At 72.5% G+C, this 16,651-nt stretch carries 18 protein-coding genes; 8 read left to right on the plus strand and 10 right to left on the minus strand.

The features are described 5' to 3' along the window. The coding region (locus VIU94_RS37200; protein ID WP_331918737.1) for an NAD(P)/FAD-dependent oxidoreductase at nucleotides 1-1,385 on the minus strand (1,385 nt) is incomplete at its 3' end. A 104-nt stretch (nucleotides 1,386-1,489) separates the two neighbouring features. Here VIU94_RS37200 and VIU94_RS37205 point away from each other — a divergent pair. Next, on the plus strand, nucleotides 1,490-1,966 hold the full coding sequence (locus VIU94_RS37205; RefSeq protein ID WP_331918739.1) for a GNAT family N-acetyltransferase: 477 nt from the start codon (nucleotides 1,490-1,492) through the stop codon (nucleotides 1,964-1,966). A gap of 62 nt (nucleotides 1,967-2,028) precedes the next feature. Here VIU94_RS37205 and VIU94_RS37210 read toward each other — a convergent pair whose 3' ends face one another. After that, entirely contained in the window at nucleotides 2,029-3,012 is a 984-nt protein-coding gene (locus tag VIU94_RS37210; protein ID WP_331918741.1) for a zinc-binding dehydrogenase, read from the minus strand. Between the two features lie 59 nt (nucleotides 3,013-3,071). Next, the gene (locus tag VIU94_RS37215; protein ID WP_331918743.1) at nucleotides 3,072-4,244 is read right to left on the minus strand and encodes an NAD(P)-binding protein; all 1,173 of its coding nucleotides are present in this window, start codon (nucleotides 4,242-4,244) and stop codon (nucleotides 3,072-3,074) included. A 90-nt stretch (nucleotides 4,245-4,334) separates the two neighbouring features. On the opposite strand from VIU94_RS37215, the gene VIU94_RS37220 reads away from it, so the two are divergent. Further along, nucleotides 4,335-5,015 carry a pentapeptide repeat-containing protein gene (locus VIU94_RS37220; protein ID WP_414721074.1) on the plus strand — a complete coding sequence of 227 codons (681 nt, stop codon included), beginning with the start codon at nucleotides 4,335-4,337 and terminating at the stop codon, nucleotides 5,013-5,015. A 49-nt stretch (nucleotides 5,016-5,064) separates the two neighbouring features. On the opposite strand, the gene VIU94_RS37225 is transcribed toward VIU94_RS37220, so the two are convergent. The 4 genes from VIU94_RS37225 to VIU94_RS37240 form a co-directional block, all read right to left on the minus strand. Beyond that, complete coding sequence (locus VIU94_RS37225) at nucleotides 5,065-5,565, minus strand: hypothetical protein (RefSeq protein ID WP_331918747.1); 501 nt, start codon at nucleotides 5,563-5,565, stop codon at nucleotides 5,065-5,067. Nucleotides 5,566-5,589: 24 nt separating this feature from the next. Continuing rightward, complete coding sequence (locus VIU94_RS37230) at nucleotides 5,590-6,147, minus strand: hypothetical protein (protein ID WP_331918749.1); 558 nt, start codon at nucleotides 6,145-6,147, stop codon at nucleotides 5,590-5,592. A gap of 191 nt (nucleotides 6,148-6,338) precedes the next feature. Further along, nucleotides 6,339-6,965 carry a response regulator gene (locus VIU94_RS37235; protein ID WP_331918751.1) on the minus strand — a complete coding sequence of 209 codons (627 nt, stop codon included), beginning with the start codon at nucleotides 6,963-6,965 and terminating at the stop codon, nucleotides 6,339-6,341. After that, nucleotides 6,962-8,116, minus strand: coding sequence for a sensor histidine kinase (locus VIU94_RS37240; protein ID WP_331918753.1), 1,155 nt, complete (start codon nucleotides 8,114-8,116; stop codon nucleotides 6,962-6,964). Before VIU94_RS37240 ends, VIU94_RS37235 begins: the two co-directional genes overlap by 4 nt. Nucleotides 8,117-8,330: 214 nt before the next feature. On the opposite strand from VIU94_RS37240, the gene VIU94_RS37245 reads away from it, so the two are divergent. The 3 genes from VIU94_RS37245 to VIU94_RS37255 all read left to right on the plus strand — a co-directional run bounded on the left by VIU94_RS37245 (nucleotide 8,331) and on the right by VIU94_RS37255 (nucleotide 11,079). Next, nucleotides 8,331-8,873, plus strand: coding sequence for a GlcG/HbpS family heme-binding protein (locus VIU94_RS37245; RefSeq protein WP_331918755.1), 543 nt, complete (start codon nucleotides 8,331-8,333; stop codon nucleotides 8,871-8,873). A 131-nt stretch (nucleotides 8,874-9,004) separates the two neighbouring features. Further along, nucleotides 9,005-9,616 (plus strand): ankyrin repeat domain-containing protein, encoded by a 612-nt coding sequence (locus VIU94_RS37250; RefSeq protein WP_331918757.1) that lies wholly within the window; start codon nucleotides 9,005-9,007, stop codon nucleotides 9,614-9,616. A gap of 68 nt (nucleotides 9,617-9,684) precedes the next feature. Beyond that, on the plus strand, nucleotides 9,685-11,079 hold the full coding sequence (locus VIU94_RS37255) for a M1 family metallopeptidase (RefSeq protein ID WP_331918759.1): 1,395 nt from the start codon (nucleotides 9,685-9,687) through the stop codon (nucleotides 11,077-11,079). A 132-nt stretch (nucleotides 11,080-11,211) separates the two neighbouring features. On the opposite strand, the gene VIU94_RS37260 is transcribed toward VIU94_RS37255, so the two are convergent. Further along, complete coding sequence (locus VIU94_RS37260) at nucleotides 11,212-11,787, minus strand: TerD family protein (protein ID WP_331918761.1); 576 nt, start codon at nucleotides 11,785-11,787, stop codon at nucleotides 11,212-11,214. A 121-nt stretch (nucleotides 11,788-11,908) separates the two neighbouring features. On the opposite strand from VIU94_RS37260, the gene arfB reads away from it, so the two are divergent. Then, nucleotides 11,909-12,346 carry an alternative ribosome rescue aminoacyl-tRNA hydrolase ArfB gene (gene arfB / locus VIU94_RS37265; protein ID WP_331918763.1) on the plus strand — a complete coding sequence of 146 codons (438 nt, stop codon included), beginning with the start codon at nucleotides 11,909-11,911 and terminating at the stop codon, nucleotides 12,344-12,346. A gap of 93 nt (nucleotides 12,347-12,439) precedes the next feature. Here the strand turns inward: arfB and VIU94_RS37270 are convergent, their stop codons facing one another. Further along, nucleotides 12,440-13,006 (minus strand): flavin reductase family protein, encoded by a 567-nt coding sequence (locus VIU94_RS37270; protein WP_331918765.1) that lies wholly within the window; start codon nucleotides 13,004-13,006, stop codon nucleotides 12,440-12,442. 331 nt (nucleotides 13,007-13,337) lie between these two features. On the opposite strand from VIU94_RS37270, the gene cdgB reads away from it, so the two are divergent. Both cdgB and VIU94_RS37280 read left to right on the plus strand, forming a co-directional pair. Then, a complete protein-coding gene (cdgB, locus tag VIU94_RS37275; RefSeq protein WP_331918767.1) occupies nucleotides 13,338-15,164 on the plus strand; it encodes a diguanylate cyclase CdgB in 1,827 nt (608 codons plus the stop codon). A 109-nt stretch (nucleotides 15,165-15,273) separates the two neighbouring features. Beyond that, nucleotides 15,274-16,233, plus strand: a complete 960-nt coding sequence (locus VIU94_RS37280; RefSeq protein ID WP_331918769.1) for a CBM35 domain-containing protein — start codon at nucleotides 15,274-15,276, stop codon at nucleotides 16,231-16,233. A 57-nt stretch (nucleotides 16,234-16,290) separates the two neighbouring features. On the opposite strand, the gene VIU94_RS37285 is transcribed toward VIU94_RS37280, so the two are convergent. After that, nucleotides 16,291-16,651, minus strand: a 361-nt coding sequence (locus VIU94_RS37285) for a class II fructose-bisphosphate aldolase (protein WP_331918771.1), incomplete at its 5' end; no start/stop codon positions are given.

The following is a 16,651-nucleotide window of genomic DNA, read 5'->3' on the forward strand; positions in this document are numbered from 1 at the left end:
AGGCGGTTGGCGAGGCGGGCTACCGGGGACGTTGTGGCCGTGTTCGACGTGGCTTCCTTGTGGTCGGCCGTGCGGTAGGCGGCGTACATGGTCTGGACGGCCAGCCAGCGGAGGGGTTCCGGTTCCCACTTGCGGACCTTGTGGTTGACCCAGGGGAGGGTGGTGAGGTCCGTCGGGCCGGACTGGCCGGAGTCCTGTTGGATCAGGTCGCGCAGGGTGCGGGCGGCCAGGTTGGCGGTGGCGACGCCGGAGCCCACGTAGCCGCCGGCCCAGCCGAGGCCGGTGGAGCGGTCCAGGGTGACGGTGGCGCACCAGTCGCGGGGGACGCCGAGGACGCCGGACCAGGCGTGGTCCACCCGTACCCCTGCCAGCTGGGGGAAGAAGCGGACCAGGATCTCGCGGAGGGCGTCGATGGTCTGGGGCTGGGTGCGGCCGTCGTTGTCGGTCTTCGACCCGTAGCGGTACGGGACGCCCCGGCCGCCGAGGGCGATGCGGCCGTCTGCCGTGCGTTGGGCGTACATGTAGGCGTGGGCCATGTCGCCGAGGGTCTCCAGGCCGTTCCAGCCGATCTCGGACCAGAGGTCTTCGGAGAGCGGTTCGGTGGCGATCATGGAGGAGTTCATCGGGAGCCAGGTGCGGCGCTGGCCGGCGAGGGAGGCGGTGAAGCCCTCGGTGCAGCGCAGGATGTACGGGGCGCGGACGGTGCCGTACGGGGTGACGGCGTGTTTGGGCTTGATCTCGGTGACCGGGGTCGATTCGTGGATCGTCACGCCGAGCGCTTCGACGGCTGCCGCGAGGCCGTGGGCGAGTTTGACGGGGTGGAGGCGGGCGCCGTGCGGAGTCCAGGAGGAGCCGACGGCACCGGAGACGCGGATGCGTTCGGCCGTCTCACGGGCGCCGAAGAGCTCGCGTTCCTTCTCGCCGAACGCGATCTCGCGGGCGTGGAACTCCTTGAGGCGGGTGAGTTGGGCGGGTGTGAGGGCGACTTCCAGGACGCCGCCTCGGTGGATGTCCGCCTCGATCGATTCGGCCGCGCAGACGTCGATCACTTCCGTGACCGTCGCGTTCATCGCCTCCTGCAGGCGGGCGGCTGCCTCGTGGCCGTGCAGCGTGGCGTAGCGGTCGCGTCCTGCGATGCCGTTGTAGAGCCAGCCGCCGTTGCGGCCGGAGGCGCCGTACCCGCAGAACTTGGCTTCCAGGACGGTGATGTTGAGGAAGGGGACGGCCTTTTTGAGGTAGTACGCCGTCCACAGGCCGGTGTACCCGCCGCCGACGATGCAGACGTCGGCCGTGGCGTCCCCGGGCAGCGGCTCGCGGGGGATGGGGGCGCCCTCCTGGGCGTACCAGAAGGAGATGCCGCCGTTGACCGTGTCCGTGCTGCTCATGCTGTCCTCTTGTCCCTCTTGGGTGCGTGGCGGGAGGGTACTACCGCTGTCCGACGGGCGGATATCGCTGGTCCGGCGGGCTGCCGAGGATCCATGCTGATCACATGATTCGTACTGCCACACCTGCCGATGTGCCCGTCATCCACCAGCTGATCCGTGAGCTGGCCGAGTACGAGAAGGAGCCGGACGAGGCGAAGGCCACGCCGGAGCAGATCCACGAGGCGCTGTTCGGGGAGCGTCCGGGTGCGTACGCGCACATCGCGGAGACCGAGGACGGCGAGGTGGCGGGGTTCTGTCTGTGGTTCCTCAACTTCTCGACGTGGCGCGGGGTGCACGGCATCTACCTGGAGGACTTGTACGTCCGTCCTGAGGTGCGCGGCGGGGGTCATGGGAAGGCGCTGCTGACGGAGTTGGCGAGGATCTGCGTGGAGCGCGGGTACGAGCGGCTGGAGTGGTCGGTGCTCGATTGGAATACGCCGTCGATCGAGTTCTACAAGTCGCTGGGGGCGAAGCCGCAGGACGAGTGGACGGTGTATCGGCTGACGGATGAGGCGTTGGCGGCGTTGGGGAGTGGTGGGTAGGTGCGGGCGTTGGGGACGGCCCGGGCCGCCTCTTTGGGTCCGGGCCGTTCTCGGTGTTTCCGCTAAGGGATCAGGACGACCTTGCCCGTCGTGCCTCGTGTTTCCAGGGCTCGGTGCGCGGCCGCCGCTTCGGCGAGTGGGAAACGGTGGATCGCCGGGCGTAGGCGGCCGGCTGCGGCTTCTGCCAGGGCGCGGAGTTCCAGGGTGCGGATGTCGCCGCCCGCCTTCTCGAGCATCTTGGGGCCGAGGACGGACTCGGAGGTGATGCCGCGGGCGGCGAGTTCGTCGTCGGTGAAGGTGAGCGGGGTGTCGGCGCGCCAGCCGAAGACGAGGTGCTGTCCGCCTTTGCCGAGGAGGTCGACGGCGGCGCGGCCGGTGTCGCCGCCGACGGAGTCGAAGACGATGGTGGCGGTGCGGGGGCCGAGGAACTCCCGTACGTGCGCGGGCCAGTCGGGGCGGGTGTAGTCGACGGCCGCGTCTGCGCCGTTCTCCCGGACTCGGGCCGTTTTCGCTTCGCCGCCCGCCAGGCCGATCACGGTGGCGCCGGCGTTCTTGGCGTACTGGACGAGGAGGGTGCCGATGCCGCCGGCGGCGGCCGGGACGATCGCGATCGAGTCGGGGCCGAGTTCGGTGAACTGGAGGATGCCGAGGGTGGTGCGGCCGGTTCCGATCATGGCGACGGCTTCGGCCGGGTCGAGGCCGTCGGGGATCTCGTGGAGCCGGGTGGCGTCGGTGACGGCGGCCTCGGCGTAGCCACCGGGGACCATGCCGAGGTGGGCGACGACGTTCTTGCCGAGCCAGCCGGGGTCGGCGCCCTCGCCGAGCGCGTCCACGGTGCCGGCGACCTCGCGGCCGGGGATGGTGGGGAGTTCGGCGGGGGCGGGGAGGGGGCCGGTCTCGCCTTCTCGCAGGGCCGTGTCGAGTACGTGGACCCCGGCCGCGGCGACGGCGATGCGGACCTGGCCGGGGCCGGGGGTCGGGGTGTCGGTCTCCTCGTACGTGAGGTTCTCGGCGGGGCCGAAGGCGTGGAGGCGGATGGCGTGCATGGCGGGCTCCTCGGGGTGCCGTGTCTGTGTTCTCCCGTTGATGAGCCCAGCTTTTGACCTCAAGCGTGCTTGAGGTCAAGGCGTGCGGCCCTGAGGGCGAGCGAGACCGCTTCGACGGCGCTGGTGAACGACACCTCCGACAGCACGCCCGGCGCGGCGACCTGGTCGCCGACCAGGTACACGCCGTTGCCGCGGTCGATCGCCGGGCGGTCGCGCCAGGTGGTGCCGGGCCGGTCCACCGCTCCCGTACGGCCCTGGGAGACGGCCTCGCGGCGCCAGACGGTGCGCTCGCGCCAGCCGGGGAAGCCGAGGTCGAGGAGGCGTTCGCCGTGGGCGATGCCGTCGGCCTTGGTCTGGTCGGGGCCGATGGGCAGCTGTGCCTGGATCAGCTGCTGGCCGGCGGGGGCGAGGGTGGGGTCCTGGGCGGTGAAGCGTTCCACCCAGGCGGGGGCGTCGAGGTCGGAGACGACGAACGGGTCGCCCTTGCGGGTGCGCAGCGCGATGTCGAACAGGACGGTCCGGCCGCTCTCCCAGGTCAGGACGGGCTCGCCGAGGAGGCGGGCGGCGGCGCTCAGCGAGGTGGCGACGACGACGGGGCCGTCGGCGACGGGCAGGGTGTCGAGGCGGGAGCCGGTCTCGATGCGGACGCCGAGGTTCCAGGCGTGGGCGGCCATCCGGTCGATGAGCTCGCCCCAGCCGCCGCGGATGTACTTGGCCTCGGGCGGGAGGGAGGCGGCTCGGTGCAGCCGCTCCTGGACGAAGCGGGCGGACAGCGCGCCGGGGTCGTGGTGGAAGAGCGCGACGCCGCTGTAGTTGGCGGCGGCGCGGGCGGTCTCGGGGCCGGCGACCTCGGTGGCCCAGGTGAGGAAGTCGACGTCCACGGGGGCCTGTTCGGCCTTGCGCAGGGTCTGGCGGAGGAAGCCGAGCGGCGGGGTGCGGCGCAGCGCGCCGTGGTGGTGGATGCGGAAGCGGGTGCTTTCCAGGGCCGGCAGCTGCGCGAGCGGGCCGAGGAGGTCGCGCTGCTTGAGCCAGGTCCAGTGCGGGCCGCGGTTGTAGAGCGCGTGCGGGCCCTCGTTGGTCTTGTACGGGCCTTCGGCGGTGCGGGCGCGGCCGCCGAGGGTGTGGTGGGCCTCGTGCAGGGTGACGCGGGCGCCTGCCTCGGCGGCGGTGATGGCGGCGGTGAGTCCGGCGAAGCCGCCGCCGATGACGGTGATCCGGCTGTTGTGGTTCATGTCTGTGCCCCTTCGGCTCGGTGTCAGGCATGCGACGTCCGAGGGGTCGCGGTTCGTGACATCGGGGGCGTTGTCAGTGGCGCGTGTCACATTGGGGGAGTGACGGGCAAAGCGAAGAGGAAGACGGTGGCGCCGGTGCGGCGGCCGGAGGTGCGGCTGCCGCCGCTGGCGGCGTACGAGGGGAGGTTGGAGCCGGACGGGGATTACGACGGGCTGGAGTTCGCGGGTCTCGACCTGGCGGGGCAGGACGGGGCGGGGGCGCGGTTCATGGACTGCGCGCTGCGGGATTGCGCGGTGGACGAGGCGCGGCTGACGAGTGCGCGGTTCCTGGATTCGGTGCTCAGCGGGATACGGGGTGTGGGGACGGACCTGGCGGGGGCGACGCTGCGGGACGTGGAGGTGGTGGACGCGCGGCTGGGCGGGGTGCAGCTGCACGGGGCGGTGCTGGAGAGAGTGCTGGTGAGGGGAGGGAAGCTGGACTATCTGAATCTGCGGGCCGCGAGGCTGAAGGACGTGGTCTTCGAGGGGTGCGTGCTCGCGGAGCCGGACTTCGGGGGAGCGGTGCTGGAGCGGGTGGAGTTCCGGGACTGCGTGGTGACCGGGGCGGACTTCGGCGGGGCGCGGCTGAAGGACGTCGATCTGCGGGCGGTGCAGCGGCTGGAGATCGCTCGCGGGGTGGACGCGTTGGCGGGTGCGGTGATCAGTACGGCGCAACTGGTGGATCTGGCACCGGTGTTCGCGGCGGCGCTGGGGGTGCGGGTGGAGGACTGAGCGGCCCGCGGCCCCGGTGGAGGACTGAGCGGCCCGCGGCCCGGTGGTGTTACGCGACTCGCGGGAAGCGGGCCTGGAGGTCCCAGATCGCGGGGTTGTCGGCGAGGCCCTCGTGCATGTCGGTGAGGTCGGCGATCAGGTCGTGAAGGAAGTCGCGGGCCTCGCGGCGCAGCGCGGTGTGGTTGAAGGTGAGCGGCGCCTCGTCGCCCGGCATCCAGTCGGCCTCGACGTCGACCCAGCCGAAGCGGCGCTCGAAGAGCATCCGGTCGCTGGACTCGGTGAAGTCGAGCTCGGCGTGCTGGGGCTGGGAGGCGCGGTTGCCGCGCGGGTCGCGGTCGAGCTGTTCGACGATGTCGCACAGCGCCCAGGCGAAGTCGAGCACCGGGACCCATCCCCAGGCTGTGGACACCTCGCGGTCCGCCTTCGTGTCGGCGAGGTAGACGTCGCCGCAGAAGAGGTCGTGGCGCAGGGCGTGGACGTCCGCGCGGCGGTAGTCGGTCTGCGGGGGGTCCGGGAAACGACGGGAGAGGGAGTAGCCGATGTCGAGCACGTAGTCGATGGTGTCACGTCGGGTTCAGGCCCGGTGGAGCCGGTGCGCCCGGGCGTACGCGCGGGTGGCGAGGGCGAGCAGTGGGCCGGTGGCGGCGAGCGGGGCGTACACGAGGAGGAAGAGGGTGTGGCCGGTGGGGGAGAGGTGCTGGTCGGGGGTGACGAAGAACAGCAGGGCGAGCTGGCTGACGCAGAACAGGGTGATCAGGAGGGCGAGGATCCGGCCGGCCCGGACGACGGTGGCGGGGCGGAGGGAGCGCAGGCGGCCCGTGACCGCGAGGAGCGGGAGCAGGGCGGCGCACTCCTGGAGGACGGTGAGCCCGATGACGTACGCGACGCCCCAGCCGGGGATGCCGTAGACCTCGCGCAGCACCTCCTCGCTGTACCCGACGGGCAGCTGGGCGGCCATGGCCAGTCGCCACAGCCCGGAGGGCACGGTGCACAGCGCGAGGAGGTGCGCGGCGCGGCGGGCGGTCCGCAGGTGGTCGGTCGGCGTCTGGTCGGTCGGGTGGCCGGTCGGGTGGTCGGTTCCCGCGTGGTCGGGGGTGGTGGCGGCGGTCGGCGCGGGCGTCGGTGTCGTCATGCCGTCCAGCCTCGCCGGGCCCGCCGCCGGGGTCTTCGTCCTGTACGGCGGACCGCCTCCGCCGCGCGGCGGAGAGGGGACGTACGGGGGGAGGAGGGCGCCCCACGACCGGCGGGCCGCGCCTCACGGTGGGCCGCGTCACCAGGAGCCGCCGCGCGCCTCACGGTGGGCCGCGTCGCCGCAAGCCGCCCCTACGGCAGCAGTCGCTGCTCCTTCGCCACCGCCACCGCGCCCGAGCGCGTGTCGACGCCGAGCTTGGCGTAGATGCGGCCCAGGTGGGTCTTGACCGTGGCTTCGCTGATGAACAGGGCGCGGGCGATCTCGCGGTTGCCCAGGCCCTGGGCGAGCTGGGCCAGGATGTCGCGTTCGCGGTCGGTCAGGCTGGGGCGGGAGGCGCCGCGCATGCGGTCCATGACGACGCTGGCGACCGGCGCCGACAGGGCCGTACGGCCCTCGGCCGCCGAGCGGATCGCGGCGAACAGCTCCTCGGGGCGCTCCGCCTTCAGCAGGTAGCCGGTGGCTCCGGCCTCGATGGCGCGGGTGATGTCGGCGTCCGTGTCGTACGTGGTCAGGACGAGGACGTGGACGTCGGGCGTGGCGATCCGGCGGGTGGCTTCGACGCCGTCGATGCCGGGGCCGAGCTGGAGGTCCATCAGGACGACGTCCGGCTTCAGCTTGGCGGCCATGGCGACCGCCTCCTCGCCGCTGCCGGCCTCGCCGACGACCTCGATGCCGTCGGCGCTTCCGAGCAGGGCGAGCAGCCCGGCGCGTACGACGGCGTGGTCGTCACAGAGCAGGATGCGTACCGTCGTCGTCACTCTTCCGTCTCCAGGGGGATCGCGGCGGACAGGACCGTGCCCTCGCCGGGCGCGGATTCAATGGTGAGCGTTCCGCCGAGCTGGCGCACCCGCGCCCGGATGGCGGGCAGGCCGTGGCCGCGGACGCCGGCGCTGCGGGTGCGGCTGGGTTCGAAGCCGCGTCCGTCGTCGGCGATGTCGAGGACGATTTGGTCGTCGAGGTACGTGAGGGTCAGCGCGGCGGAGGTCGCGGCGGCGTGCTCGCGGACGTTGGCCAGGGCGCCCTGCGCGATCCGCAGCAGCGCGGACTGCACGCGCTCCGGGACCGGGAGCGCCGTGCCGTCGACCCGGAAGCCGGCCGACTCGCGGGCGGCGAGCAGCCGCAGCGCCTCCTCCAGGCCGCCGCCCTCGGCGAGATCGGCGGGCGCGAGGTCGTGCACGAAGCGGCGTGCTTCGGCGAGGTTGTGCTCGGCGATGGACTCGGCGGTGCGGACGTGCCGGCGGGCGGTGTCGGGGTCGCTGTCCCAGGTGCGGTCGGCGGCCTGGAGCAGCATCTGCTGGCTGGACAGGCCCTGGGCGAGGGTGTCGTGGATCTCCATGGAGAGCCGCTGCCGTTCGGCGAGGGTGCCCTCGCGGCGTTCGATGGCGGCGAGTTCGCGGCGCGTCCTGATCAGGTCGTTGATCAGGACGCGCTGCCGGTCCGCCTGCCGCTCGGCGTGCACGAACACGGCCGTGGCGATCGCGGCGACGGCGGGCGGGGCGACGAGCAGGTTGGGGTCCCAGCCGCCGTTGGAGAGTTTGACCTGCGCGGCGACCACGAACACCGTGAGGAGGGTGACGAGGACGAGCGCGGCGCGCGGCGGCAGGGTGCGCAGACCGGTGTAGAAGAGCGGGACGGCGCACCAGGCGAAGCTCGGCGCGAGGACGACCAGGACCATCCACACGGCGACGACGGTGACCAGCCAGGCGATGCGGCGCGGGGTCGCGCGGGTGCCGAGGACGGGCCCGAGGACGTACAGCGAGGCGAGCGCCCCGGACAGCGCGATGATCCAGGGGCTGCGGTCCTCCCAGGGGTGCCGCAGCAGGAAGCGGACCAGTGAGGCGCCGAGCAGCAGGAAGAACGCGACGTGCATGACGCGCGCCAGCCATCGGGCATCCGGGTCGTGCTCCATCGCTCACCTTCCGAAACCCGTCTGACCTGGTGGTACGTGTCCATCGTGGCCCCGGCGGGCCAGTACGGCATCAACCGATCGGTTGACCCGGGTGTCGTCCATCATGCGCGACGAGGGCAGCCGGTCCGGGGACCGTACGGGGCGGGTGGCGGCCACAGGATGGATGACAGAGCGAACGAGCCATCGCCGCCAAGGATTTCGAAGGAGCCCCACCATGAAGAAGAAGCTCTGGATCGGTGCCGCCACCGCCGCCGTCGTCGCCGCCGGTACCTTCGGCGCCGTCTCCGCGAACGCCTCCGCCCCGGCGGCCGCGCCGGCCGTCGCCATGAAGGCGGACGTCGCCAATGACAACCTGATGCAGTCCACGCACCTCACCATCGAGGCCGCGACCGAGGCCGCGCAGGCGACGCTGGACGCCGCCGAGAAGGAGGGCCAGCGGGTCTCCGTCGCGGTCGTCGACCGCAACGGCAACACCATCGTGACCCTGCGCGGCGACGGCGCCGGCCCGCAGTCCCCCGAGTCCGCCGAGAAGAAGGCGTTCACCGCCGTCTCCTGGAACGCCCCGACCTCCGAGCTGGTCAAGCGCCTGGAGAACGCCCCGAACCTGAAGGACATCCCGGGCACCCTGTTCCTCGGCGGCGGTGCGCCGGTGCAGGTCAAGGGCGCGCCGATCGCCGGTATCGGCGTGGCCGGCGCCCCGAGCGGCGACCTGGACGAGAAGTTCGCCCGCGCGGGCGTCGCCTCGCTCGACAACTGAGGGACGACGGGATGACCCCGGTGGCGTCCCGGACCTTCGAACGGGACGCCACCGGTTTTCTCGTACGGGTCCGGGCACGAGCCCACTCACAGGTACGGAAACGGACGCACGGGCGGAGGACGAGGACCACGATGACGACGAACGAACTTCACCTGCGGCTGCTCGACGCCGCCCGCCACGGCGACCCCGACGCGGTGCGCGCCGCCCTCGCCGACGGCGCCCCGGTCGAGGCCCGGGACGAGGAGCTGCGCTCCCCGCTGCTGCTCGCCGCCCTCGGCGACCATGTGGACGCCGCGCGCGTCCTGGTCGACGCGGGCGCGGACGCCGATGCACAGGACCGCCGCCAGGACAGCGCCTGGCTGGTCACGGGCGTGACCGGCAGCGTCGCGATGATGCGGGTGCTGCTCCCGGCCGGACCGGATCTGACGCTGCGCAACCGGTTCGGCGGGGTCGCGCTGATCCCGGCGAGCGAGCGCGGCCACGTCGAGTACGTGCGGGCGCTGCTGCGGGAGACCGCGATCGACGTCGACCACGTCAACGACCTGGGCTGGACGGCCCTGCTCGAGGCCGTGATCCTCGGCGACGGCGGCCGCGCCCACGCCGAGATCGTCGAGCTCCTCCTCGCCGCCGGCGCGACGCCCACCTTCCCGGACGCCGACGGCGTCACCCCCCTCGCCCACGCCGAACGCCGCGGCTTCACAGGCATCGCCGCGCTGCTGCGGGCGGCGACGGGCGGGGCGTAGCGAATCCCCCGGGGCGACGGGCCCCCGCCGTCCCCCGGGCGACGGCCCCGCCCGCCTAAGATCGTGAGATGCCTTCCCGTTCCCTCGCCCCGCTGGTTCTCGCTTTGGGCCTGGTCCTGGCCCTGACCGGATGCAGCGGCGGGGTGGAGGGGACGCCCGGGGCCGCCGGGCTGCGGGATCCGTACTTTCCGAAGCTCGGCAACGGCGGGTACGACGTACGGCATTACGCGCTGAGCCTCGCGTACGACCCGAAGACGCGGCGGATCGACGCCACCGCCGAGATCACCGCCGCCGCGACGCAGAACCTCAGCGCCTTCAACCTCGACCTGGCCGGACTGACCGTGCGCAGCGCCGCCGTCGACGGGAAGCCGGCCGCCGTCAACCGGGCCGGCGACGAGCTGACGCTGCGGCCGTCCGAGGAGATCGACAAGGGGGCCGTGTTCCGCACGACCATCTCCTACACGGGAGTCCCCGAGACGATCACCGACGCGGACGGCTCCAAGGAGGGCTGGCTGCCCACCGCCGACGGCGCGCTCGCGGTCGGCCAGCCGACCGGGTCCATGACGTGGTTCCCCGGCAACCACCACCCGTCCGACAAGGCGACGTACGCCGTCACGCTCACCGTCCCCGCCGGGCTCAAGGCCCTGTCCAACGGCCGCCTGATGAGCGAGCGCACCGCGAACGGCCGGACCACCGCCGTCTGGAGCGCGCCCGAGCCGATGGCGAGCTACCTCGCCACGGTCGCCATCGGCGGGTACAAGACGGGCACGGCCAAGGTGCGGGCCGGGACCTCCGCCGATCTGCCCGTCCTCACCGCGATCGACCCGTCCGCCCGTGACGCCGAGTCCGACGCGCTGCTCGCCCGCGTCCCCGAGATCCTGGACTGGCAGGCCGAGAACTTCGGCCCGTACCCCTTCTCCGCCGCCGGTGCGATCGTCGACCGGGCCGGGGACCTCGGCTACGCGCTGGAGACCCAGACCCGCCCCGTGTTCCCGCGCCCGGCGTTCGACGCCCCGACGCTCGTCCACGAGCTCGCCCACCAGTGGTACGGAGACTCCGTCTCCCCCAAGACCTGGCGGGACATGTGGCTCAACGAGGGCTTCGCGACGTACGCCGAGTGGCTGTACGCCGAGGACTTCGAGGACACCCCGGCGCAGGAGAGCTTCGAGGAGGCCTTCGCCGACGACGCCAACTGGGCCTTCCCGCCCGCCGATCCGCCCGGCGCGGAGAACATCTCGGACGCGCCGGTGTACGGGCGGGGCGCGATGGTGCTGCACAAGATCCGGCAGCAGGTCGGCGACGACACGTTCTACGAGATCCTGCGCGGCTGGCCCGCGAAGTACCGCTACCGCAACGCCACCACCGACGACTTCATCGCCTACGTGGAGGACGTGGCGGATGAGGACCTCGACGAGGTGTGGGACGTGTGGCTGTACGGGGACGGGAAGCCGGACCGGCCCTGATCGAGGGCGGGCAGGCGGAGGGCTTGCACCGCGTACGGCTTGCACGCGCAGGGCGGGGCAGCGTAGGGCCCTGGCACGCGTAGGGCGGCCCGGTGCGGGTGCACCGGGCCGCCCTCGTCAGTGCGCCGTGCGTCAGATGTTGACGCCGAAGTCGCGGGCGATGCCCTCCAGGCCGGAGGCGTAGCCCTGGCCGACCGCGCGGAACTTCCACTCCGCGCCGCTGCGGTACAGCTCGCCGAAGACCATGGCGGTCTCGACGGCCGCGTCCTCGCTCAGGTCGTAGCGGGCGATCTCGGCGCCGCCGGCCTGGTTGACGACGCGGATGTACGCGTTGCGCACCTGGCCGAAGTTCTGCGCGCGGGTGACCGCGTCGTAGATGGAGACCGGGAAGACGATCTTGTCGACGTTCGGCGGCAGCTGGGCCAGGTTGACGTTGATCTGCTCGTCGTCGCCGCCGCCCTCGCCGGTGCGGTTGTCACCGGTGTGGACGATGGTCTGGTCCGGCGTGGCCTTGTTGTTGAAGAAGACGAAGTGCGCCTCGGAGGCCACCTTGCCCGTCGGGTCGACGCCGATCGCGGACGCGTCGAGGTCGAAGTCGGTGCCGGTGGTCGTACGGACGTCCCAGCCGAGGCCCACGGTGACGGCGGTCAGACCGGGCGCCTCCTTGGTGAGGGAGACGTTGCCGCCCTTGGACAGGCTTACAGCCATGGGAAGTCCCTTTCTTAGCAGTGTCGTCACACGGGATAACGCGGACGGCGCCGCGCCGGTTCCACAGTGAGCGAGGCGCGGTCGGAAAACAGGGTGACGCACCGGGGCGGCTGCGGGGAACATGGGGGGCATGTCCGGTCCCCATCTCATCCGCGGTTCGGTCTCCCTGCCGGAGGCCGAGCTCATGTGGCGTTTCTCGCGGTCGTCGGGGCCGGGCGGGCAGCACGTGAACACCAGCGACTCGCAGGTCGAGCTGCGCTTCGACCTCGCGGCGACCGAGGCGCTGCCGCCGGTCTGGAAGGAACGAGCCCTTGAGCGGCTCGCGTCCCGGCTGGTCGGCGGGGTGCTGACGGTACGGGCGTCGGAGCACCGCTCCCAGTGGCGCAACCGCGAGACCGCCGCGGTGCGCCTCGCGTCCCTGCTCGCCGAGGCCACCGCGCCGCCGCCCAAGCCGCGCCGTCCCACGAAGATCCCGCGCGGCATCAACGAGCGCCGGCTGCGGCAGAAGAAGCAGCGCGCGGAGACCAAGAAGGGCCGCCAGGGCCGGGACTGGGGGTAGCCCCCCGGGAGGCAGTCCGCGGGTGATGCCAGAGGCAGTCCGCGGGTGATGTCGGCCGTCGGCCGTCAGCCGTCAGCGGTCAGCCGTCAGCGGTCAGCCCAAGTGGCGGTACTTGCCCTTGAAGTACGTCAGCGGCCCGCCGTCCGTCGTCGGCAGAGCCGCGGTCAGGACGCGGCCGATGACCAGCGTGTGGTCGCCCGAGACCACCCGGTTCTCCGTCCGGCACTCCAGCGTCGCCAGCGCCCCGCCCATCAGCGGCGCGCCGCTGACCTCGCCGCGCGTCCAGGGGACGTCCGCGAACAGCAGCCGGTCGCTGATCCGGCCCTTCATCGCGAACCGGCCCGCGATGTGCCGCTGGCTCTCCGCGAGCAGCGACACCGCCCACACCGGGACCTCCGTGAGGAGGTCGTCCATCCGGGAGCCGTTGCGCAGGCTCACCAGGACCAGCGGCGGGTCCAGCGAGACCGACATGAAGGCCGTCGCCGTCATGCCGACGTCCTCGCCGCGCGGACCGTCGTCCGGATCGTGCGCGGTCACCAGGACCACACCGGCCGCCAGCCGGGACATCGCCGCCCGGAACTCGTCGTTGCTCACCCCCTCAGCATGGGGGATGCCGGAGGCGGGAACGGCGGGACTCGGGGCGATGGTCGTTGGCAGCACACCGGCACGCTAGCCCCGCGCCGGACGCGGCGGCATCGGGCCAGGGGACCAGCCGGGTCCTAGGACCGGCGTCCCGGGCGAGGGTCTGGCGTCCGGGGCGAGGACACCCGACGTCCCTTCCGTCGATTTGCGTTGCAGAAGAAGGGGGAGCGCTCCCGGGCCGGCAAGGACTCGTCACGGCCTCTCCTGTGACTTGAGTCACACAGCCCAGTAATTGTTGACCCTGTGTACCGGGTGCACAGCTCGCTGTGATTCAGTGGCGGAGACAATGCAGCACGAGTAGCCGATGAGAAACCTGGAGTTGCTGTCGAGGTCTCGGGGAGAGCGAGCGATGGAGACCGAGTCGGAGCCCTACGTCCGTCTTGCGACCCTGCGGCAGCTGCACCAGGTCGTGGCCGACCTCAACACAGCCCGCAGTCTGGCGGACACCCTGCAGACCGTCGCCGACGGCATCGTCGTCGGCCTCAACTATGAGCTGGCCTGCGTCAATCTCGTGCGCCCCGACGGCGACCTGGTCGTCGCCGCCTTCGCCGGCAGCCCCGCCGCCGAGGCCCTGATCACCGGCCGGGTCGGCTCCCGCGCCTCGTGGGACCGCCGCCTGTCCATGGGCGAGTCCTGGGGCGACCTGCGGTTCATACCGCACACCGAGGGCTGGGTGCTCATGGAGGACGACGTCCCCCAGTGGCACACCGACGGACCCGCCCCGCGCTTCGAGGACGAGTGGCATCCGCAGGACCGCCTCTACGCGCCGATGTACGCCTCCGGCAGCGGCCGCGAGCTCCTCGGCGTCATCTCCGTCGACCGGCCCCGCAACGGCCGCCACCCCGGCCCCTGGGGCCGGGAGGCCCTCCAGATGTACGCCTCGCAGTCCGCCATTGCGATCAGCAACGCCCGGCTGCGAGCAAACATGCAGCGCGCCCTGGTCCGGCTGGAGCGTGAGCAGCAGGCTCTGCGGGCCAGCGAGGAGTCGTTCCGGCAGGCCTTCGAGTACGCCCCGTCCGGCATGGCGATCGCCGAGATGGGCGGCGACCAGCACGGCCGGCTGCTGCGCACCAACGACGCGCTGTGCCGGCTCCTCGGCCGCCCCGCCTCCATCATGCGGCGCTACTCCTTCGCCGACCTCGTCCACCCCGAGGACATCGGCACCCTGCTCCGTACCTCCGCCGAGGGCGGCCGCGCCGAGCTGCGGCTCGCCCGCCGGGACGGCACGTACGTGTGGGTGTCGCTGCGGAACTCCGTCGTCGCCGACACCGCCGACGGGCCGCGCTTCCTGCTCACCCACGTCGAGGACATCGAGGAGCGCAAGCGGCACGAGCTGCAGCTCGCCCACCGCGCCTCCCACGACGCGCTGACCGGCCTGCCCAACAGCGCCGAGCTGCGCGCCCGGCTCAGCGCCCGGCTCTGCGAGCGGCCGAACGGCGTGCGCGCCACGGCTGCGCTGCCCGGCGACGCCGGCGGGCAGAGCGGGGGCTACGACCAGCAGCCGGCGTACGACGGGCAGGCGCAGGGGTACGACCCGCAGCCGTACGAGGACCAGTCGTACGAGGTCCGGCAGTACGAGCAGCAGTCGTACGAGACGCAGCAGTACGAGTCGCAGTCGTACGAGCCGCAGTCGTACGAGGAGCCCGGCGCGTACGCCGGCGGCGCTCCCGAGCACGGCTTCCGGGCCGACGGCTTCGACTTCGCGCCGCCCGGCGGCGGCCCCTACGACCACCACGTGCACATCGTCGCCCCCGCCGGGGGTGACATCGACGACGGCACCAAGGGCCTCGCCGTCCTCTTCTGCGACCTCGACGGCTTCAAGTCGATCAACGACCGGTTCGGGCACCACACCGGGGACGCCGTTCTCATCGAGGTCGCGCGCCGGCTCACGCGCGGCGTGCGCGACGGCGACACCGTCGCCCGCCTCGGGGGTGACGAGTTCGTCGTCCTCGCCGACGGGCTCGGCGCGGCCGACGCCGCCGACCTGGCCGTACGGCTGCGGAACGCGATCATTCCGCCCATCCGGGTGGACGGCCGGGCGGTCCGGGTCGGTGCGAGTTTCGGCATCGGCTGGGCCGAGTGCGGGATGACCGTCGAAGAGGTCCTCAACTCCGCCGACCAGCGGATGTACATCGAGAAGCGATCCCGTTCCAAGGTCCACCGCCGGGCCGGATAGCGCGACCCGCCCACCGCCCCGAAGTCAAGGACCGCACCGGACGGTGGTCCGTTCGGGGTAGGCTCGGCCGGTCGGCGACGGCTGGCGAGCATGGATAGGAGTGACGGGGATGGCTGCCGGGACCAGCGGCGCGAACACGCCCGAGGACGACGATCCGTTCGGCTACCTGTACGAGGACGGCCGGGCGGCAGGCGCACAGCCGCCCCGCTCGGGCGGCTACGGCTACCCCGGCCCCGCCGCCGCAGCGCAGCCCGGGGTCCCGCGGACCTCGTACAACCAGGTCAGAACCGTCGGCGAGCGCCAGTACGGCGGCCACGGACAGGTGCCGCAGCAGCAGCAGTACGGCCAGCCGAACGCGCAGTACGCCGCGCCCGAGACGTACCCGGGCGGCGCGGCCACCCGGCAGTCGCCGATCCCGCCGCAGCGCGGCGCGGGCGGCGGGGGCGGCCGCGGGCCGAACACCAAGGGGCTGCTGCTCGGCGCGATCGCGGTCGTCGCGGTCGTCGTGATCGGCATCACCGTGGCGATCCTCACCAACGGCGACAAGGACGACAAGGCCGGCGGCGGGACGCCGTCCTCCGGCGCTCCGACCGCCCCCGAGAAGTCCCCGGGCGACGAGCCGTCCGGCGGCGAGGAGACCCCGAAGGCGCTCCCGCAGCAGGACGCGGCAACGCTCAAGCTCGGCGGCACGGCGGCGCTCGCGAAGGACATCAAGGGCGCGGAGGGCGCGGACGGCGCGTACGTGACCGGGTTCAACGCGCTCGGCTCGTCGGTCACCTGGCAGGCGGAGGTGGAGGAGTCGGGCCGCTACTACCTGTCCGTGCGCTACGCCATCCCCGCGAAGGACGCCAACGCGACGCTGTCGGTCAACGACAAGCCGAACGGCAGCCCGATCGGTCTGAAGAACTTCATCAAGTCCTCCGACCCGAACCTTGAGAAGAACTGGCAGACCACGTGGGCGCCGGTGGACCTCAAGAAGGGCAACAACACGATCAAGCTGTCCTGCGAGCAGGGCAACCAGTGCGACGCGGTCTTCGACTGGCTGAAGATCACGACGGAAGAGCCCTGACGGTCACACCTGACGACGTGAGCGGGCGGCACCCCTTGGTGGGGCGCCGCCCGTTTCTCACATCAGGCGCAAGAACGCGGCGACCGTCTCCGCCATCGCGTCGCGGGCCTTTGCGAGGTACTTGCGGGGGTCGACGCCCTTGGGGTCCTGGGTCAGGTGGGTGCGGACGGCGTTGGTGAACGCGGTGTTCAGGGCCGTGCCGACGTTGATCTTGGTCATGCCGGCGGCGACGGCCGCGCGGATCTCGTCGTCCGGGACGCCGGACGAGCCGTGCAGCACGAGCGGGACGGGGACGGCGTCCCGCAGGGCGGTGATCAGGCCGTGGTCGAGGGTGGCGGTGCGCTCGGTCATCGCGTGCGAGGAGCCGACGGCGACGGCGAGCGCGTCGACGCCGGTGTCGGCGACGTACGCGGCGGCC

Source organism: Streptomyces sp., from assembly GCF_036566765.1.
Classification (GTDB): Bacteria; Actinomycetota; Actinomycetes; order Streptomycetales; family Streptomycetaceae; genus Streptomyces.